The organism is Cellulomonas sp. P5_C6 (assembly GCF_054049635.1).
This window is the reverse complement of the sequence record NZ_JBFULZ010000088.1, coordinates 1-15,733: the sequence shown is the minus strand read 5'-3', so window position 1 is coordinate 15,733 and position 15,733 is coordinate 1. Positions and strand designations below refer to the sequence as shown.

The following is a 15,733-nucleotide window of genomic DNA, read 5'->3' as shown; positions in this document are numbered from 1 at the left end:
GGCGTCGGCTACTCGCTGGGCTCCGGCGTGATCGGTGACGCGGTCATCGAACGCATCGTCGTCGGCGGCGCGACCTACACCTTCGGGCTCGAGCCCGCGGTCGTCGAGACCCCGGACCCCGCCGCACCGGTCGTCCCGGCGGCACCCGTCGCCCCGGAAGCACCCGTCGCTGCGGCACCCGTCGTCCCGGTGAGCGCCGCGGTTCCAGCCGCGACCGACGGCGAGCTGGCGGCGACCGGCTCGCAGGCCGGGTTGCTGGCCCTGCTCGGCGCGACGGTCATCGCGGCCGGCGCCGGTCTGCGCCGCTTCGCCAGGCGCTGACCAGCACGAACATCGTCGGGCCCCGCAGCCTCGTGCTGCGGGGCCCGACCTGTGCCCATCACGTCGTCGTGAACCGCGCCTCGGTGAGCTTCACGACCGGCGCGGCCGTGCGCGAGTACAGGTAGGTCAGCGGGGCGGCCAGCAGCACGAGCAGCCAGTCGGACAGGTAGGCCACTCCGACCGCGAGCACCAGCACCGAGACGAACCCGAGGGTGACCAGGGGCTTCGCCGCGACGAAGTAGGCGCCGAGCCGGGCGACGTCGCGCGTGCGGAACGAGAAGAGCGCGCTGAGCACGAGCGCGTGGCCGGACCAGAGGACGAGCAGCAGGGCCAGCGCAGCCAGCACGATCCCGAGCGGCGCCGGCAGACCCGCGTCGGCCAGGTGCGTGAGGTTGACCGCGATCACGGCGAGCACGACGAGCATCGGCACCCACCAGCGCAGCACGTCGAGCGCGTCGAGCCGGTAGCCCCGCCAGAAGTGCCGGGCGGGCGCGAGGTCGCGGTCACGCGCGAACACCCGCCACGCGAACAGGGCGGCGGCGACCGACGGCCCGAAGGGCACGCACGCCAGCGCGAACAGGGGGATGTTGCTCGCGTCGCGGTCCAGCGCCTGCACGAGGACCAGGCCGGGTGCGCTGGTCAGGAGCAGCAGCACCTCGACCACGAGGAACCAGTACACGGCGGCCGACGAACGCGCGAGCAGGCCGGGGCCGATCTCGTCGTCGCTCCTCGCCGCCATGGCCGTCATCCGACCACACCCGCCGGACTCACGACCGGCGGGCTGCGCACGTCCGCCTCCGGGCGACAGCTGTGTCCGAAAGTATCGGCGTCCTGCGGGTCGCCCACGGTTCGACGGTGCAGGGCACCATGACGGCTGTCTTCCCTCGTCCTGACCGCGGTATACGGGTGCGTTGCGGCGACGCGCGCCCCGGGCGTCTGCGCGGTGGTGCTACGTTCGAGCCGATAGTTGCGACGACCGGATGGACCCCCCATGACCGCCCCCAGCGCATCCCCCGGCCGCGCCACGCCCGAAACGCTGGGCGATGCCGCCACCGAACCGACGCCGGTGGCGACCATCGCCCTCATCGCGGCCGAGGCCGGGGTCTCCATCCCGACCGTGTCCAAGGTGCTCAACGGCCGCACCGACGTCGCCGCGGTCACCCGCGCCCGCGTCGAGGAGGTCATCGACCGGTACCAGTACCGCCGGCGTCGCGCCCGCAGCCAGGCCGGCCCGGGACTGCTCGACCTCGTCTTCCACGAGCTCGATGCCGGCTGGGCGGTGCAGATCATCAAGGGCGTCGAGTCCGTCGCCGGGCCCGAGCGCATGGGCGTGGTGCTGTCCGAGCTGGGCGGCGCACACCGGCCCCGCCAGGAGTGGCTCGACGACGTGCTGGCCCGGCGCCCGCGCGGCGTGATCCTGGTGCTGTCCGACCTGGACCCCGCGCAGCGCCGGCAGCTGGAGACCCGGTCGATCCCGTTCGTCGTCGTCGACACCGCGGGCGAGCAGCCCGCCGGCGTGCCGACAGTCGGGTCCGCCAACTGGGCCGGCGGGCTGGCCGCCACGCGGCACCTGCTCGGGCTGGGCCACCGTCGGATCGCCGTGATCTCCGGCCCGGTCGACGTGCTGTGCAGCCGGGCGCGCATCGACGGGTACCGCACCGCGCTCGACGAGGCCGGCGTCGCGGTGGACCCCGCGCTCATCCGGTACGGCGACTTCTTCGTCGGCGGCGGCTACACCCACGGCATGGACCTGCTGGACCGGCCCGACCGGCCCACCGCGATCTTCGCCGGCTCCGACTTCCAGGCGCTCGGTGTCATGCGCGCGGCCCGCGAGCTCGACCTGCGGATCCCCGAGGACCTGTCCGTCGTCGGCTACGACGACCTTCCCGTCACCGAGTGGATCGGCCCCGCCCTCACCACCATCCACCAGCCCCTGCAGGAGATGGCCGCGACGGCGACCCGCATGGTGCTCGCGCTGGCCCGCGGCGAGGTGCCGGCCAACCCACGCATCGAGCTGGGCACCGAGCTCGTGATCCGCGACAGCACGGCGCCGCCCGCGGTGGTGTGACGGGGCCGGGAGCCCGGCCTAGCGGCCCGTGCCGTCGACCGCGTGGGGCTCGATCGCGGCGATCTCGTCGGCCGTGAGGGCAGGGGCCTTCAGGGCGGCGACGTTGTCCTCGAGCTGCGCGACCGAGCTCGCGCCCACCAGGGCGGACGTGATGCGGTCGTCGCGGAGCACCCACGACAGCGCGAGCTGCGCGAGCGACTGCCCGCGGCCCGAGGCGATCTCGTTGAGCGCCCGCGCACGGGACAGGTAGGTCTCCGAGATGGCGGCCGGCTTGAGGAAGTGACCGACGGCCGCGCGGGAGTCGGCCGGGACGTCGCCGGACAGGTAGCGACCGGTGAGCAGGCCCTGCGCCAGCGGGGAGAACACGATGGTGCCGATGCCGAGGTCGCCGACGACGTCGAGCAGGCTCTCGGTCTGGCCGTCGGCGACGTTCTCGACGTGCCGGTTGAACATCGAGTAGCTGGGCTGGTGGATCAGCAGCGGCGTGCCGAGGTCGGCGAGCACCTGCTGGGCCACCCGGGTCTGGGCCGGCGAGTAGTTCGAGATGCCGGCGTAGACGGCCTTGCCGCTGGTCACGGCGGTGTGCAGCGCGCCCATCGTCTCCTCGATCGGCACCGCCGGGTCGGGGCGGTGCGAGTAGAAGATGTCGACGTAGTCCACGCCGATGCGTGCCAGCGACTGGTCCAGCGAGGACAGCAGGTACTTGCGCGAGCCGCCGTCGCCGTACGGGCCGGGCCACATGTCGTAGCCGGCCTTGGAGGAGATGACCAGCTCGTCGCGGTACGGCCGCAGGTCGGAGGCCAGGATCCGGCCGAAGTTCTCCTCCGCGGAGCCGTACGGCGGGCCGTAGTTGTTGGCCAGGTCGATGTGCGTGATGCCGAGGTCGAACGCCCGGCGCAGGACGGCGCGCTGCGTGTCCAGGGGCGTGGTGCCCCCGAAGTTGTGCCAGAGGCCGAGCGAGAGCGCCGGCAGGTCCAGGCCGCTGCGGCCCGTCCGGCGGTAGGTCATGGAGTCGTACCGGGCGTCGTCGGCGAGGAAGGGCATGAGACAACGCTATCCGTAGGATCGGCCCGTGCTGCACGTCGCGTTCTTCGAGCCCCGCATCCCCGGCAACACCGGCAACGCGATCCGGATGGCCGCGGGCACGGGCGCGACCCTGCACCTGGTCGAGCCGCTCGGGTTCGACCTGTCGGAGGCGAGGCTGAGGCGGGCCGGCCTGGACTACCACGACCTCGCGCACGTGGTCGTGCACCCCTCGTTCGACGCCCTGCTGGCCGCGCTGCCCGGCCGGGTCTTCGCGTTCACCACGCAGGCGACGCAGCACCACACCGACGTCGCGTGGGCCGACGAGGACGTCCTGCTGTTCGGGCCCGAGCCCACCGGCCTGCCGGACGAGGTCCTCGCGCACCCCCGGGTCACGGCGGGCGTCCGGATCCCGATGCTCGCCGGCAGGCGGTCCATGAACCTCTCGAACGCCGCCGCCGTCGGCGTGTACGAGGCCTGGCGGCAGCTGGGGTTCGACGGCGGGGTGTGAGCGCCCGCCCGCTGCGGCAGGATCGACGGATGTTCACCACCCGCCCCGAGCTCCTCGGCACGTTCGGCATGGTCGCCTCGACGCACTGGCTGGCGTCGGCGGTCGGGATGCGCACGCTCGAGGCCGGCGGCAACGCGTTCGACGCCGCGGCCGCGGCCGGGTTCACGCTCAGCGTGGTCGAGCCGCACCTCAACGGGCCCGGCGGCGACGCGCCGATCATCGGGCACCGGGCCTCCGACGGGCACACCTTCGTCGTCTGCGGGCAGGGCTCCGCTCCGGCCGCGGCCAYCATCGACGCCTACCGCGACCTGGGGCTCGACCTGGTGCCCGGGACCGGCCACCTCGCCGCCGTGGTGCCGGGGGCGTTCGGMGCRTGGCTCGACCTGCTCGCGCGGTACGGCACSCTCCCSCTSGCCGACGTGCTCGCSCCSGCCATCGGCTAYGCGCGCGACGGSTACCCGCTGGTCCGSGCCGCGTCGCGGACCATCGCCACCGTCGCCGACCTGTTCACCGAGCACTGGCCCACGTCCGCCGCGGTCTACCTGCGGCACGGCCAGGTCCCCGCCGCGGGGACCCGGTTCGCCAACCCGGCGCTGGCCGACACGTTCGAGCGGCTGCTGGTGCCCGGCGGGACGCGGGAGGCCCAGATCGAGGCGGCGCGGCGGGCGTTCTACGAGGGGTTCGTCGCGGAGGCGGTGGACGACTTCCAGTCGTCGGTCGCGGTGCAGGACTCGTCGGGCCGGCGGCACACGGGGTTCCTGCGAGCCTCGGACCTGGCGGCCTGGCGCGCGACGGAGGAGCCGACGACGTCCCTGCGCTTCGCCGGCCGGACCGTCCACAAGACCGGCGCGTGGGGCCAGGGTCCGGTGCTCCTGCAGCAGCTCGCCATGCTCGACGCGCTCGACGTGGCCGGGCTGGTGCGCAGCAACGACACGCTCGCCCTCGTGCACACCGTGGTCGAGGTGGCCAAGCTCGCGTTCGCGGACCGGGAGGCATGGTACGGCGACGTGCCGGACGTCCCGCTGGCGACTCTGCTGTCCCCGGAGTACGCCGCGGCGCGGGCCGCGCTCGTCGGGCCCATGGCCTCCGAGGGCCTCCTGCCCGGCTCCCCCGACGGGCGCGTGCCGCGGGTGTCGGCGAGCCTGTGGGACTCCCGCGAGAGCTCCGGCGTCGGCGTCGGCGAACCCACCGTCTCGCCGCTAGGACTGAGCCCGGGCGACACCTGCCACGTGGACGTCGTCGACCGCTGGGGCAACCGCGTGTCCGCCACGCCGTCGGGCGGCTGGCTGCAGTCGAGCCCCGTGGTGCCCGGCCTCGGGTTCGCCCTGCCGACGCGCGCGCAGATGTTCTGGCTCGAGCCCGGGCTCCCCAACAGCCTGGCGCCCGGCAAGCGGCCGCGCACCACCCTGAGCCCGGCGATGCTGCTGGACGACGACGGGACCGGGTTCGCGTTCGGCACGCCCGGCGGCGACCAGCAGGACCAGTGGACCGTCCCGTTCCTGCTGCGGCACATGCTGGGCGGCGCCGGGCTGCAGGCCGCGATCGACGCTCCCGCCTGGCACTCGTCGCACGTGCCCGGCTCGTTCTACCCGCGCACGCACACGCCGCGCGGCCTGGTGGTCGAGTCGCGGCTCGGGTCCGACGTGATCGACGGGCTCGCCGAGCGCGGTCACGCGATCGAGACCACCGGCCCGTGGGAGCTCGGACGGTTGAGCGCGGCCGGCGTGCGGTCGGACGGACTGCTCGTCGCCGCCGCCAACCCCCGCGGGATGCAGGGCTACGCGGTCGGCCGCTAGGCAAGACCTCCGATGAATCGACCCCTTGATGAGGGTTCGATGAGGAACCGCCGGGCCGTCAGGCCCAGAGATCGGACCACTGTTAGCGTCGGCACATGCCCGACGTCGTGGATGCCCACCTGCAGGTGTGGAATCCCGACGCCGTCCACTACCCCTGGATGACGTCCGAGAACACGGCGCTGCACCGCGAGTTCCGGGTGCCGGACATCGAGGACCAGCTCGCCGACGAGGGCGTCGCGTGGGTGGTGCTGGTGCAGGCCGCCGACAACCGCGCGGACTCCGAGCTCATGCTCTTCCAGGCGTTGTCCTCGCCGCGCGTGGCCGGCGTGGTGGCATGGGTGCCGCTGGACGCCCCCGACGAGGCCGCGACCCAGCTGGAGAAGTGGCGGCGCGAGCCGATCGTCGGCATCGGCCACCGGGTGCACGACGAGCGCGACCCCGACTGGCTGCTGCGGCCGGCCGTCGACGACGGGCTCTCGCTCCTCACCGAGCGGCGCCTGACCTTCGACCTGCGGACACCGAACCCGACCGTGCTGGCCCACGTCGCCACCGTGGCCGAGAAGCACCCGAAGCTCACGATCGTGCTCGACCACCTCGGTTCCCCGCCGATCGCGGCGCAGCGCGCGGGCGACCGGGACGCCTGGGCCCACTGGTCGGCCCTGCTCGGGGCGGTCGCCCAGCTGCCGAACGTCGTCGCCAAGCTCTCGGGCCTGGCCACCGCCGCGGGAGCGGGGTGGCGGCCCGACCACCTGCTCCCGTCTGTCGAGCGCGCGCTCGAGGCGTTCGGGCCGGACCGGCTCATGCTCGGCAGCGACTGGCCCTACGCGCTGCTCGAGGGCGACTCGTACGCGCAGGTCTGGCACGGGCTGCGCAGCACCGTCGACGGCCTCCCCGACGCCGACCGCGCGCTGGTGCTCGGAGGGACTGCCACCCGGGTGTACGGGTTGCCTTTCGACGCCTTCTGACCCGCCGACCGCTAGGTTCGCTCCGTGTCACGTTCCGATGACGTCGTCGACGGGGTCAAGCAGATGATCCTCGACGGGCGACTGCGGGCCGGCGAGCGGCTCCCGGCCGAGAAGGAGCTCGCCGCGACCCTCGGGGTGTCCCGCGGCTCGCTGCGCGAGGGGGTCCGCGCGCTCGGCACCCTCGGCATCCTCGACTCCCGCCACGGCGACGGCACCTACGTCACGACGCTCGACCCCGCGCTGCTGCTCGCGCCCGTCGGGTTCGTCGCCGAGCTGCAGGACGACGCCGCGGCCTTCCACGCGGTCCGGCGCCTGCTGGAGACCGAGGCCGCCGGCCTGGCGTCGCTGCACATCGACGACGACGGGCTCGCCCGGCTGCGGGCCGTGCTGGACGAGACCGCCCGCGCGCTGGTCCAGCACCCGCTCGACCACGACCGGCTGGTCGACGCCGACCTCGCCTTCCACGAGGAGATCGCACGGGCGTCGGGCAACCCCGTGCTCGCCGCTCTGGTGGAAGGCCTGGCCGGGCGCGCCTCCCGGACCCGCCTCTGGCGCGGGCTGAGTGACGAGGGCGCTGAGGACCGCGCCTTCGTCGAGCACGAGGCGATCCTGGCCGCCGTCGCGGCCCGCGACCCCGACCGTGCGCGGCTGCGGATGGCCACCCACCTGCTCGGCCTCGAGGACTCGGCGACCGGAGCCCGCGCGCCCTGGGACGACTAGCTCGACAGCTCCACGCGGCGGCCCGTGCCGAGGTCCTGCTGGTCCTCGTCGGTCACCACGGCGAACGTCCCGTCCGGCACGCCGACGAGGTTGGCCACCTGCGTCGCGACGACGAGCAGGTCCGACTCCTCGTCGCCGGTGATGAAGAAGACGTACTCGTCGCCCAGCTCCTCGGCGTCGTCGTACACCTCGTACACGCCGTCCTCCGCGCCGAGCTCGAGCGTCTCTTCGATGTCGTCGATCCACGGGAACGGGTACGCACCCGGGGCGACGTCCGGGTCCGGGGTCAGGGGCACGTGGATCTCGACGATCGGCTGGGTCATGTCAGAGGCCCGGCGTCGAGTCGCGCAGGACCACCTCGGTGGGCACGTGCGTGAGCCGGGGTTCGTCCGAGGCGTCCGCGAGGGCCAGCTCGGTCGCGGCGATGCCCACGTCGACCAGCGGGATCCGCACGGTGGTCAGCGCCGGGACGACGTCGCGCAGCGTCGAGATGTCGTCGAACCCCGCGAGCGCGATGTCGTCCGGGACCCGGACGCCCGCCTCGCGCGCGGCCGCGAGGGCGCCCAGGGCCATGACGTCGTTGACGGCGAACACCAGCTCCGGCAGGTCACCGCCGCGCAACAGCGTCCGCATCGCGTCCTCGCCGCCCTCGTGCGTGAACGCGCTGGTGAGCACGGCGCTGTCCGGGACCGGGCTGCCCAGCTCGGCCAGCGCCCCGCGGAAGGACTCGCTGCGCTCGCGCGCGGTCAGGTGGCCCGCGGGACCGGCCAGCACAGCGAACCGCCGGTAGCCGCGCCCGTGCAGCGCCTTGGCCAGGTCGCCGGCGCCCTGCGCGTTGTCGATCACCACGGAGTCGACACCGAGGATGGGCTGGCCGATGAGCGCGGTGGAGCCACCCACCGCGCGATAGTCGGCGAGCGCCGCGCGGAGCTCGTCGTTGGTGGCCTCGTCGTCCAGCCGGCCGCCGGCGATGACGATGGCGCGCGCCCGCTGCCGCTTGAGCAGGTCGACCAGCCCGCTCTCGCGGCTCGGGTCGTGCTGGGTGCTGGCCAGCGTCACCTGCAGGCCGGCCCGTTGCGCCGCGCGCGCGACGCCCGCCGCGATCGAGGAGAAGTACGGGTCGGCGATGTCGTGCACCACCAGGCCCAGCGACGTCGTGCGGCCGCGGGCCATCGCCTGCGCGTTGGCGTCGGGCGTGTAGCGCAGGCGGGTCGCCGCGGCGAGCACCCGGTCGCGCAGGTCCGCGCGGACCGTGCGGTTGGCGCTGCCGTTGATGGCGCGCGAGGCGGTGGCGAGCGACACGCCTGCCTCGCGTGCGACGTCGCTGAGGGTGACGGAAGCGGCCATGTCTGGAGGGTAGGCGCTTGCCCCGGCCGCGCGGCACGTTCGGGCCGGGCAACGCCGGTACCTTCGTCGGGAAAGCGATATCCTGCGGGTAGATTCCACGTGGAAGGGACGCCGATGACGCTCGCCCTGGCTGACTGCGTGCTCGTGCTGCGCCCGGACGACGACGTCGGGGTCGCGACACGGGACCTGCAGTCCGGCACCGAGCTCGACGCGCTGGTGGTCAACCAGAGCGTGCCGCGCGGTCACAAGCTCGCGCTCCGCGCCGTCCCCGCCGGCGCCGCCGTGCACAAGTACGGGCAGTCGATCGGCCGCGCGACCCGCGACATCGCCGTCGGCGACCACGTGCACAGCCACAACCTCGGCATGGACGACGACGAGCGCGCCTACGAGTTCGGCACCGCCCGCGTCACSCTSCCGACSCCCGCCGGGCCCGTCCGGACCTTCGACGGGTACGCCCGCAGCGACGGCCGCTGGGGCACCCGCAACTACGTCGGCATCGTCACGTCCGTGAACTGCTCGGCGTCGACCGCCCGCCTGATCGCCGACCAGTTCCGCGGCCGCGCGCTCGACGCCTACCCGCACGCCGACGGGGTCGTCGCGCTCACCCACGACACCGGCTGCGGCCTGGTGCCGACGAGCGAGGGCGCGCAGATCACGCGGCGCACCCTGCGCGGGTACGCCGACCACCCGAACATCGCCGGCCTGCTGGTGCTGGGCCTGGGCTGCGAGATGATCCCCGCGCAGTCCCTCCTGGACGGGCTGACGCTGCCCGCCGACAAGCCCGTCACCACGCTCGTCATCCAGGAGACCGGCGGGATCCGCGCCACCGTGCGCGCCGGCGTCGCGGCGATCGAGACGATGCTCCCCGGCATCGACGCGCTGCGCCGCACCCCCGCGCCCGTCTCGTCACTCGTGCTCGGGCTCAACTGCGGCGGCTCCGACGGGTACTCCGGCATCACCGCCAACCCCGCCCTCGGCCACGCCTCCGACCTGCTGGTCGCGCGCGGCGGCACCTCGGTCCTCGCCGAGACCCCCGAGGTGTTCGGCGCCGAGCACCTCCTGCTGCGGCGCGCGGTCTCCCGCTCCGTGGGCCAGAAGCTGCTCGATCGGCTCGACTGGTGGAAGGGCTACACCGCCGCCGGCGGCGGGACCATGGACAACAACCCCTCGCCCGGCAACAAGGCCGGCGGGCTGACGACGATCCTCGAGAAGTCGCTCGGCGCCGTCGCCAAGGGCGGGACCGCCGAGCTGGTCGAGGTCTACGAGTACGCCGAGCCCGTGACCGCCCGCGGGTTCACCTTCATGGACACGCCCGGCTACGACCCCGTCTCCGTGACCGGCCTCGTCGCCGGCGGCGCCACGGTCGTCGTGTTCACCACAGGCCGCGGGTCCGTGCTGGGGTGCAAGCCCACGCCGTCCATCAAGGTCGCGACGAACACCGCGACCTACCTGCGGATGGCCGAGGACATGGACCTCAACGCCGGGCGGATCGTCGACGGCACCGCGACCGTCGACTCCGTCGGCGAGGAGCTGTTCGAGCTGATCATCGCCGTCGCCTCCGGGCAGCAGACCGTCTCCGAGGAGCTCGACCTCGGGGCCGACGAGTTCGTGCCGTGGCAGCTCGGCGCGGTGACCTGACGCTCCTGTGCTCCCGCTCTTGACCGTGCCGTGGCGGGGGGACGTACGGTCGGAGGCCACCCGTCAGGAGGTTCCCCGATGAAGTTCACGCTCGAGGTCGACCTGTCCGCCGGCGTCGTCCCCGACGACGTCCTCGGCGAGCTCGGCCGGATCCTGCGCTACTGGGCCGGGAACGTGAAGCACTACCCGATGGAGCCCGGCGCGGGCGAGACGATCTCGGACTCCTCGTACGCCCCGGTGGGTTCGTGGAGCTTCACGGAGTAGTCAGCGGGTCGCGCGCACCCGCCGGCGTCATCGGTCGACCCGCGCACCGCCCCCGCCGGCGAGCTTGAGCACCTCGGCCTTGCTGACCATCGTCGTGTCCCCCGGGGTCGTCATGGCCAGCGCGCCGTGCGCGGCCCCGTACTCGACGGCGGTCTGCAGGCTCTGGCCGTCCAGGAGGCCGTAGACCAGCCCCGACGCGAACGAGTCGCCGCCGCCGACGCGGTCGAGGATCTCGAGCCGTTCCCGGTGGGTCGCGCTGACCAGGCCGGTGTCCTTCGACCAGGCGATCGCGCCCCAGTCGTTGACCGTGGCGGAGTGCACCGTGCGCAGGGTCGTGGCGATGACCTGGAAGTTCGGGTACTCCTGGGCGACGCGGTCGATCATCGCCGCGAACGAGTCGAGCTCGAGCGAGCTGAGGTTCTCGTCGACGCCCTCGACCTCGAAGCCGAGCGAGGCGGTGAAGTCCTCCTCGTTGCCGATCATCACGTCGATGGACGACGCGATCGCGCGGTTGACCTCCTGCGCGCGCGCCTGCCCGCCGACGGCCTTCCAGAGGCTCGGGCGGTAGTTGAGGTCGTAGCTGACGATCGTGCCGTGCTTGCGGGCGACGGTCACCGCCTCGATCACGGTCTCGGCCGCGCTGTCGGACAGCGCGGCGAAGATGCCGCCGGTGTGGAACCACCGCACGCCGAGCTCGCCGAACAGGTGCTCCCAGTCGATGTCGCCGGGGGCCAGCTGCGCGGCGGCGGTGTGCCCGCGGTCGCTCACGCCGACGGCGCCCCGCACCCCGAACCCGCGCTCGGTGAAGTTGAGCCCGTTGCGCACCGCGCGCCCGACCCCGTCGTACGGAACCCAGCGCAGCAACGACGTGTCCACGCCGCCCGTGAGGATGCAGTCCTCGACCAGCCGCCCGATCTCGTTGTCCGCCAGCGCGGTGACGATCGCCGTGCGCTGCCCGAACGCCCGGCGCAGGCCGCGGGCGACGTTGTACTCACCGCCGCCCTCCCACACCCGGAAGGACCGGGCGGTGCGGATCCGGCCCTCGCCGGGGTCGAGGCGGAGCATGACCTCGCCGAGGGAGACCGCGTCGTACCGCGTCTCGCTCGCGGGGCGGATGTGCAGGTCGGACATGTGCGGGGACTCCTCGCAGGTCAGAGGTGTGCGACGAGGCTCACTGCCTCGGCCGTGAGGTCGCGGACGGCATCGAGGTCGCCCGCGCGGACCAGGTCGCGCGGGACCATCCACGAGCCCCCGACGGCCCGCACGGACGGCAGCGCGAGGTACTCGGCCAGGTTCGCCGGGCCGATGCCGCCGGTCGGCACGAAGCCGACGTCCCCGAACGGCGCCGCGAGCGCCGCGACGGCCTTGGCTCCCCCGGACGTGCCGGCGGGGAAGAACTTGACCGTGGTGAGCCCGAGCTCGAGCGCCGCCTGGACCTCGGTCGCCGTCACGGCGCCGGGCAGCGCGAGCACGCCGTGCTCCTGGCAGCGCTCGACCACCGCGCGGCTGGTACCGGGTGAGACGACGTAGGACGCGCCCGCCGCCACGGCGGCGTCGACCTGTGCCGGGGTCAGGACGGTGCCTGCGCCGACGAGCACGTCGCCGCGGGCCGCCATCGCGCGGATCGCGTCGCCGGCGGCCGGCGTGCGGAACGTGACCTCGGCGACCGGCAGTCCGCCGTCGACGAGTGCCTGGGCCAGGGCGTCCGCGTGCGCCGCGTCGTCGATGACGACGACCGGGACCAGGCGGTGGGCCGCCAGACGCTGGAGGATCTCGCTCACTCGTGCTCCTTCGCACCGTTCTCGTCGCCGGTCGCCGCCACGCCTGGCTCGGCGCTCGTAGGCGGGAAAGCGTTTGCCGCTTGCGGTGGAGCATACGCCTGCCGCGGGATCCGGTAGGCGAGATCGATCGCGGTCTCGATGGCTTCGTCGAGCTCGAGGCGGTGCTCGGCCACCAGCCTGCCCAGGAACCCGGCGTCGACCCGGCGGGCGAGGTCGTGCCGGGCGGGGATCGAGCAGAACGCGCGCGTGTCGTCGACGAACCCGCTGGTGTTGGCGAACCCCGCCGTGTCGGTCACCGCCTCGCGGAACCGGCGCATGCCGTCGGGGGTGTCCAGGAACCACCACGGCGCCCCGAGCCGCACGGCCGGGTAGACGCCGGCGATCGGGGCGAGCTCCCGGCTGAACGTGTCCTCGTCCACCGTGAACAGGACCAGCCGCAGGTTCGGGTGGTGGCCGAACGCCTCGAGCAGCGGCCGCAACCCGTGCACGTAGTCGGTCGGCACGGGGATGTCGTAGCCGACGTCGGGTCCGCGGAGCGCCGCGACGGCGGGGTCGTGGTCGCGCAGGACTCCCGGGTGCAGCTGCATCACCAGGCCGTCCTCGCAGGACATGCGTGCCATCTCGAGGAGCATGTGGCCGGAGAACGCCTGCGCGTCGGCGGCCGACACGTCGCCCCGCAGGGCGGCGGACACGATCCGCTCGGCCTCGCCGGCGCTGAGCGGGGTGGTGTCGGCCGACAGGTGCCCGTGGTCGGTCGCGCGCGCGCCTGCCGCGACGAAGGTGCGCCGACGCTCCTCCAGCGCCCGGACCAGGTCGCGGTACCCGCCGATGGGCACGCCCGAGCGCTCCTCGAGGAGGGCCACGTCCGCACGCCACCCGGGGCGGTCGACGTGCAGGACCGCGTCCGGCCGGAACGTCGGCACGATCCGGCCACCCCACCCGCGGGCCGCGAGGTCGGCATGGTCGGCCAGGGTGGCCGTCGCTGCGTCCGTCGTCGCCAGTATCTCGAGCCCGAACCGCTCGAACAGCGCCAGCGGGCGGTAGGCGGGCTCGGCCAGCCGCTCCGCCAGCAGGTCGTAGAGCCGGTCGGCGGACTCGGCCGACGGTCGCTCGTCGAGCCCGAACACCTCGACCAGCTCGTGCTCGAGCCAGTAGCGCGTCGGCGTGCCGCGGAACAGCGACCAGTGCGTGGCGAACGTGCGCCAGACCTCCCGCGGGTCCGCGGCCACGCCGGGCCGGTCCGCGCGCGGGACCCCGAGGGCGTCGTGCGGGACACCCTGCGACACCAGCATCCGGACCAGGTAGTGGTCCGGCGTCACCAGCAGCGACGCGGGGTCCGCGAACGGCTCGTCGCGCGCCAGCACGCCCGCGTCGACGTGACCGTGCATCGAGACGATCGGCAGACCGGCGGTCGAGGCGAGGATCTCCCGCGCGATCGGGCGCACGGCGGGATCGCTGGGCAGCGCCCGGTCCGGATGCAGCCACCAGCCCTTCTCGCCGACCATCGACTCCTCCTCGACCTGGATACCGCGACGCCCGATGACTCGCGGTGCAAACGCATTCATCGCAGCCAACCAGGTGAGTGCCCAGACCACAAGGGGCTGGCCGCGTTCGTCCCGCATCTCGAGAACAGGCTTGCCGCGGCGTGGTGGAGCGTGCTGAAATCGCATTCACCCGGTCGACCGACACAGAAAGGGGTGCCACGTGGTGGTCACGCTGCGCGACGTCGCGCGGGCCGCCGGCGTCTCGCCGGCGACGGCCTCCCGCGCGCTCAGCGCCCCCGACCTCGTCGCGCCGGCCCGCCGCGAGCACGTCCAGCACGTCGCCCGGGAGCTCGGCTACCGCCCCAACCGCGCCGCGCGCGAGCTCATCACCGGGCGCACCGGCAACCTCTGCCTCGTCGTGCCCGACCTGGAGAACCCGTTCTTCGCCGCCGTCGCCAAGGGCGTCCAGGCCAGGGCGCGCGCCCTGGGGTTCGCGCTGCTCGTGGCGGACGCCGAGGAGGACCCCCGGCTCGAGGCCGAGCTCGTCGGGCACCTCGGCGCGCAGGTGGACGGCGTCGTGCTCTGCTCCCCGCGCATGTCGGAGACCGAGCTGGACCGGCTCAGCCGGGACGTCCTCGACCGCGACGTCCCGCTCCTGCTCGTCAACCGCCTGCACGACGGCCTGCCGTCCGTGGTGATCGACAACGCCGACGGGATCCGCCAGTCCGTGACGCACCTGCACGCCCTGGGCCACCGGCGGATCGGCTACGCCGGCGGCCCCGTCGGCTCGTGGTCCGACGCCCAGCGGAGGCGCGGCCTCGAGCACGCCTCGCACGGCCTGCGCAGCGTCGAGGTGGTCGACCTCGGGCACTTCCCGCCGGTGTTCGGCGGCGGCGTGGCCGCCGGCGACCTGGTCGCGGCCAGCGGGGTGACCGCCGTGCTCGCCCACAACGACCTGCTCGCCCTCGGCGTCCTCAGCCGCCTGAGGGCACGCGGGAACCGCGTCCCCGAGGACGTCTCGGTCGTCGGGTACGACGACATCCCGGCCGCGACCCTGGTGTCGCCGGCGCTCACCACGGTCACCGTCCCGCTCGCCCGGCTGGGCCGCGCGGCCGTCGATCTGCTGGTCGAGACGGGGTCGGTGCCGACGGCCGTGGAGTCCGCGCTCGCCGCGGCGCTCGACACGGCTGCGCAGAGCAGGCAGGGCATCACGAGCACGGCGACGGCCGGCGGCGACGCCCCCACCGTGCGCATCGGCGTCGAGCTGGTGGTCCGCGCGTCGACCGGCGTGGCGAGCAGCGCGACCGGGGCGGCACAATGACGGACCGGCTCTCGCGCGCCGCCCTGGCCTCCCTCGATGCACGCCGCCTGCCCCCGACCGTCAGGCTGCCCGTGCTCGACCCGGGCTCGGTGAGCGTCGGGATCGTGCACCTCGGCCTCGGCGCGTTCCACCGGGCGCACCAGGCGGTGTTCACCGAGGACGCGGCGGCCGCGACGGGCGAGCTGGGCTGGGGCATTCTCGGCGTGACGCAGCGCAGCGCCCGCGTGGTGGAGCAGCTGGCCCCCCAGGACGGCCTCTACGGCGTCCTGACCAAGGGCACCGACCAGACGTCGCTGCGCCTGATCGGATCGCTGCGGGACGTCGCGTTCCCGGGCACCGACACCGCCCGGGTGATGTCGACGATCGCCGCGCCGACCACGCACGTCGTGACGCTCACGGTGACCGAGAAGGGCTACCGACGGGCCGCGGCCGGGGGCCCGGACCTCATGGACCCCGACCTGGCGGCCGACCTCGCCTCGCTCGCCGCCGAGCTG

At 74.0% G+C, this 15,733-nt stretch carries 17 protein-coding genes; 10 read left to right on the top strand and 7 right to left on the bottom strand.

Features of this window, described 5'->3' with window-relative positions; translation table 11 throughout:
* On the top strand, positions 1 to 321 hold a 321-nt coding region (locus ACXJKG_RS11805), incomplete at its 5' end, for an LPXTG cell wall anchor domain-containing protein (protein WP_456845955.1).
* Between the two features lie 58 nt (positions 322 to 379).
* Here the strand turns inward: ACXJKG_RS11805 and ACXJKG_RS11800 are convergent.
* Positions 380 to 1,060 (bottom strand): glycosyl transferase, encoded by a 681-nt coding sequence (locus ACXJKG_RS11800; RefSeq protein WP_456845954.1) that lies wholly within the window; start codon positions 1,058 to 1,060, stop codon positions 380 to 382.
* A gap of 252 nt (positions 1,061 to 1,312) precedes the next feature.
* Between ACXJKG_RS11800 and ACXJKG_RS11795 the strand changes: the two genes are divergently transcribed.
* Entirely contained in the window at positions 1,313 to 2,389 is a 1,077-nt protein-coding gene (locus ACXJKG_RS11795; RefSeq protein ID WP_456845953.1) for a LacI family DNA-binding transcriptional regulator, read from the top strand.
* Positions 2,390 to 2,407: 18 nt separating this feature from the next.
* Here ACXJKG_RS11795 and mgrA read toward each other — a convergent pair whose 3' ends face one another.
* Positions 2,408 to 3,433, bottom strand: coding sequence for an L-glyceraldehyde 3-phosphate reductase (gene mgrA, locus ACXJKG_RS11790; RefSeq protein ID WP_456845952.1), 1,026 nt, complete (start codon positions 3,431 to 3,433; stop codon positions 2,408 to 2,410).
* Between the two features lie 28 nt (positions 3,434 to 3,461).
* On the opposite strand from mgrA, the gene ACXJKG_RS11785 reads away from it, so the two are divergent.
* The 4 genes from ACXJKG_RS11785 (at position 3,462) to ACXJKG_RS11770 (ending at position 7,404) form a co-directional block, all read left to right on the top strand.
* A complete protein-coding gene (locus tag ACXJKG_RS11785; protein WP_456845951.1) occupies positions 3,462 to 3,923 on the top strand; it encodes a tRNA (cytidine(34)-2'-O)-methyltransferase in 462 nt (153 codons plus the stop codon).
* A 29-nt stretch (positions 3,924 to 3,952) separates the two neighbouring features.
* Entirely contained in the window at positions 3,953 to 5,719 is a 1,767-nt protein-coding gene (locus ACXJKG_RS11780) for a gamma-glutamyltransferase family protein (protein WP_456845950.1), read from the top strand.
* A 95-nt stretch (positions 5,720 to 5,814) separates the two neighbouring features.
* Positions 5,815 to 6,684 (top strand): amidohydrolase family protein, encoded by an 870-nt coding sequence (locus tag ACXJKG_RS11775; protein WP_456845949.1) that lies wholly within the window; start codon positions 5,815 to 5,817, stop codon positions 6,682 to 6,684.
* A gap of 24 nt (positions 6,685 to 6,708) precedes the next feature.
* A complete protein-coding gene (locus ACXJKG_RS11770; RefSeq protein ID WP_456845948.1) occupies positions 6,709 to 7,404 on the top strand; it encodes a FadR/GntR family transcriptional regulator in 696 nt (231 codons plus the stop codon).
* Here ACXJKG_RS11770 and ACXJKG_RS11765 read toward each other — a convergent pair.
* Both ACXJKG_RS11765 and ACXJKG_RS11760 read right to left on the bottom strand, forming a co-directional pair.
* Positions 7,401 to 7,727: a hypothetical protein gene (locus ACXJKG_RS11765; RefSeq protein WP_456845947.1), complete on the bottom strand. Its 327-nt coding sequence runs from the start codon at positions 7,725 to 7,727 to the stop codon at positions 7,401 to 7,403. The two genes, ACXJKG_RS11770 and ACXJKG_RS11765, sit on opposite strands and share 4 nt — an antisense overlap.
* Before the next feature lies 1 nt (position 7,728).
* The gene (locus ACXJKG_RS11760) at positions 7,729 to 8,751 is read right to left on the bottom strand and encodes a LacI family DNA-binding transcriptional regulator (protein WP_456845946.1); all 1,023 of its coding nucleotides are present in this window, start codon (positions 8,749 to 8,751) and stop codon (positions 7,729 to 7,731) included.
* Positions 8,752 to 8,865: 114 nt separating this feature from the next.
* Between ACXJKG_RS11760 and ACXJKG_RS11755 the strand changes: the two genes are divergently transcribed.
* Both ACXJKG_RS11755 and ACXJKG_RS11750 read left to right on the top strand, forming a co-directional pair.
* Positions 8,866 to 10,389, top strand: a complete 1,524-nt coding sequence (locus ACXJKG_RS11755) for a UxaA family hydrolase (protein WP_456845945.1) — start codon at positions 8,866 to 8,868, stop codon at positions 10,387 to 10,389.
* Positions 10,390 to 10,467: 78 nt separating this feature from the next.
* Positions 10,468 to 10,653 (top strand): hypothetical protein, encoded by a 186-nt coding sequence (locus tag ACXJKG_RS11750; protein WP_456845944.1) that lies wholly within the window; start codon positions 10,468 to 10,470, stop codon positions 10,651 to 10,653.
* Positions 10,654 to 10,680: 27 nt separating this feature from the next.
* Here the strand turns inward: ACXJKG_RS11750 and ACXJKG_RS11745 are convergent, their stop codons facing one another.
* Genes ACXJKG_RS11745 through uxaC form a run of 3 tightly spaced genes read right to left on the bottom strand, consistent with a single transcriptional unit; the run spans position 10,681 to position 13,939 of the window.
* Positions 10,681 to 11,784: a PfkB family carbohydrate kinase gene (locus ACXJKG_RS11745; RefSeq protein ID WP_456845943.1), complete on the bottom strand. Its 1,104-nt coding sequence runs from the start codon at positions 11,782 to 11,784 to the stop codon at positions 10,681 to 10,683.
* 20 nt (positions 11,785 to 11,804) lie between these two features.
* Positions 11,805 to 12,434, bottom strand: coding sequence for a bifunctional 4-hydroxy-2-oxoglutarate aldolase/2-dehydro-3-deoxy-phosphogluconate aldolase (gene eda / locus ACXJKG_RS11740; RefSeq protein WP_456845942.1), 630 nt, complete (start codon positions 12,432 to 12,434; stop codon positions 11,805 to 11,807).
* Positions 12,431 to 13,939, bottom strand: coding sequence for a glucuronate isomerase (gene uxaC, locus ACXJKG_RS11735; RefSeq protein ID WP_456845941.1), 1,509 nt, complete (start codon positions 13,937 to 13,939; stop codon positions 12,431 to 12,433). The genes eda and uxaC overlap by 4 nt, the downstream gene beginning before the upstream one ends.
* A 199-nt stretch (positions 13,940 to 14,138) precedes the next feature.
* Between uxaC and ACXJKG_RS11730 the strand changes: the two genes are divergently transcribed.
* Together ACXJKG_RS11730 and ACXJKG_RS11725 are read left to right on the top strand one after the other, a co-directional pair.
* The gene (locus ACXJKG_RS11730) at positions 14,139 to 15,239 is read left to right on the top strand and encodes a LacI family DNA-binding transcriptional regulator (RefSeq protein ID WP_456845940.1); all 1,101 of its coding nucleotides are present in this window, start codon (positions 14,139 to 14,141) and stop codon (positions 15,237 to 15,239) included.
* A partial coding sequence (locus ACXJKG_RS11725; RefSeq protein WP_456845939.1) for a mannitol dehydrogenase family protein occupies positions 15,236 to 15,733 on the top strand: 498 nt, incomplete at its 3' end. The genes ACXJKG_RS11730 and ACXJKG_RS11725, both read left to right, overlap by 4 nt.

Coding starts and splice junctions, on each gene's coding strand:
- ACXJKG_RS11795 (WP_456845953.1), top strand. CDS start 1,313: ATGACCGCCCCCAGCGCATCCCCCGGCCGCGCCACGCCCGAAACGCTG.
- uxaC (WP_456845941.1), bottom strand. CDS start 13,939: ATGGTCGGCGAGAAGGGCTGGTGGCTGCATCCGGACCGGGCGCTGCCC.
- mgrA (WP_456845952.1), bottom strand. CDS start 3,433: ATGCCCTTCCTCGCCGACGACGCCCGGTACGACTCCATGACCTACCGC.
- ACXJKG_RS11800 (WP_456845954.1), bottom strand. CDS start 1,060: ATGGCGGCGAGGAGCGACGACGAGATCGGCCCCGGCCTGCTCGCGCGT.
- ACXJKG_RS11760 (WP_456845946.1), bottom strand. CDS start 8,751: ATGGCCGCTTCCGTCACCCTCAGCGACGTCGCACGCGAGGCAGGCGTG.
- ACXJKG_RS11750 (WP_456845944.1), top strand. CDS start 10,468: ATGAAGTTCACGCTCGAGGTCGACCTGTCCGCCGGCGTCGTCCCCGAC.
- ACXJKG_RS11745 (WP_456845943.1), bottom strand. CDS start 11,784: ATGTCCGACCTGCACATCCGCCCCGCGAGCGAGACGCGGTACGACGCG.
- ACXJKG_RS11775 (WP_456845949.1), top strand. CDS start 5,815: ATGCCCGACGTCGTGGATGCCCACCTGCAGGTGTGGAATCCCGACGCC.
- ACXJKG_RS11765 (WP_456845947.1), bottom strand. CDS start 7,727: ATGACCCAGCCGATCGTCGAGATCCACGTGCCCCTGACCCCGGACCCG.